This window comes from Methylobacterium sp. WL103, assembly GCF_008039885.1.
Classification (GTDB): domain Bacteria; phylum Pseudomonadota; class Alphaproteobacteria; order Rhizobiales; family Beijerinckiaceae; genus Methylobacterium; species Methylobacterium cerastii.
Genome location: NZ_VRUX01000721.1, coordinates 1 through 1,873, shown reverse-complemented (window position 1 = coordinate 1,873; position 1,873 = coordinate 1). Strand labels below are relative to the sequence as shown.

Annotated in this window: 3 protein-coding genes; all 3 read left to right on the top strand. The window is 73.6% G+C overall.

Going from position 1 to position 1,873, the window contains the following annotated elements:
* Positions 1-461 (top strand): galactosyltransferase-related protein (locus FV222_RS24655; protein ID WP_246685644.1); only part of this gene is annotated, 461 nt, incomplete at its 5' end.
* 21 nt (positions 462-482) lie between these two features.
* Positions 483-1,640 carry a glycosyltransferase gene (locus FV222_RS24650; RefSeq protein WP_147815877.1) on the top strand — a complete coding sequence of 386 codons (1,158 nt, stop codon included), beginning with the start codon at positions 483-485 and terminating at the stop codon, positions 1,638-1,640.
* 23 nt (positions 1,641-1,663) lie between these two features.
* The coding region (locus FV222_RS24645) for a glycosyltransferase family A protein (protein ID WP_147815876.1) at positions 1,664-1,873 on the top strand (210 nt) is incomplete at its 3' end.

Sequence of the window (1,873 nt, the reverse complement as noted above, 5' to 3'; positions counted from 1 at the left end):
GCCGGGCGCATCCGGCCCGTCCCCCGGTTCCTGCCGAGGGCCTGCGACGGGAGCCGGATCCGGGCCAGCTCTGGGGCATGTCCTTCGCCCTCCCGGCCCACGCCTGGCGCGCATGCGGCGGCATGGACGAGGCTTACGCCGGCTATGGCGGGGAGGAGACCGACCTCGCCATGCGCCTCGCAGCCTCCGGCCTGCCGACCTTCTGGGTCGGCGGCGCGCGCGCGTACCACCAGCACCATCCCGTCCACGTGCCGCCGCTGCAGCACTTCGACGCCATCCTCGCCAACGCCGCCCGCTTCCGGCGCGCGCACGGGCGCTGGTGCATGACCTACTGGCTCGACCAGTTCCGGGCCGCCGGGCTGATCGCCTGGGACGACGACGCCCCCGCGATCCAAGTCCTGCGCCGGCCGGACCCGACCGAGATCGCCGCCGCCCTGCGGCCCGACGCCCTGTTCTCCTGACGGATCGCGAATCCCACAGCCATGAAGAAGCCCATCGCGTTCTTCGTCCACCATCAGGGACGGGGCCACGCCAACCGCACGATGGCGGTGGCGGCCGAATTCGCAAAGGACCGGCCCGTCTCCGTGCTGACCGCCGGCCCGTCGCTGTTCGACGGTTTCTCCCGCGACATCGAGATCGTGCCGCTGCCGAACATGATCGGCGCGTCCGTGCCGACGCCGCGCCTCTACGCGGAGCCGACGCCGCAGGTGATGCACTGCGTGCCGCTGGGGCTCGCCGAGATGCGCCGGACCATGCGGCGCATCCTGGACCACCTCGACGAGCGCGACGTCGGCCTGTTCGTGGTCGACGTCTCGGCGGAGATCGCCCTGCTCGCGCGCATCGCCAGCGTGCCCGCGGTGCAGATCCGCATGCACGGCGACCGTTCCGACATCGGCCATGTCGGCGCCTACGAGGCCTGCGTCGGGATGCTGGCCCCCTTCGACGAGCGCATGGAGCAGGCCGACTACCCGGCCGCCCTGCGCGCCAAGACCTTCTACAGCGGGGGCCTCTGCACCAGCGTCGACGGCGTGCCCGACCGAGCGGAGGCGCGGGCGAAGCTCGGCCTCGATGCTGAGCGCGAGATCGTCGTGGCCATCACCGGGGGCGGCGGCAGCGGTACGCCCTACGCACCCCTGACGGTGGCGGCGCGGGCTGCGCCCGACACCCTGTGGCTGACCCTGGGGCCGACCCACCGCGAGGGCCACGAGACCGACTTCGCCAACCTGCGCGAGCTCGGCTGGGTGCCCTCCGTCACCGACTACCTCGCCGCCGCCGACATCGTGGTGGCCTCGGCCGGCGACAACACGATCCACGAGGTCGCCCGCGTCGGCGGCCGGCTGATCGTGATGCCCGAATGGCGCTACTTCGGCGAGCAGACCCGGAAGGCCGAGGCCCTGGTCCGGCTCGGGGCTGCGGTCCAGGCCCCAATCTGGCCCGGCGACCTCCGGGGCTGGCGCGACCTCCTCGACCGGGCGCGCGGCCTCGACCCCGCCCCCTTGCGCAGCCTCTACGCGCCGGACGCCGCCGCGCGCGCCGCCGGATGGCTCGAAGGCCTGACCGATGAACTCTGGTACGGCGCGGCCGAGCCTGCTCCGCTCACGGTCGTCTCCGGCCGCATGCCCGCATCCCGCACCGCCTGAACCTCCCGGAGCCAGACCGCCCCATGTCCACCGTTTCCGTCGTGACCCTGGCCAAGGGCCGGCCGGCGCACCTGCGCAACGTGCTCCGCGGCCTGGAGCGCCAGACGCAAAAGCCCGCCGAGTTCGTCGTCGCGGTGATGCAGGACGCGCCCTACGACCTGCCCGAGGTCGGCTTCCCGGTGCGCCAGATCCTGGTGCCGGGCACGGAGCTGCCGCTGGCGGCGGCGCGCAAC

Excerpts from the sequence above, each read along its gene's own strand:
- FV222_RS24650 (WP_147815877.1), top strand. The coding sequence starts at position 483 with ATGAAGAAGCCCATCGCGTTCTTCGTCCACCATCAGGGACGGGGCCAC.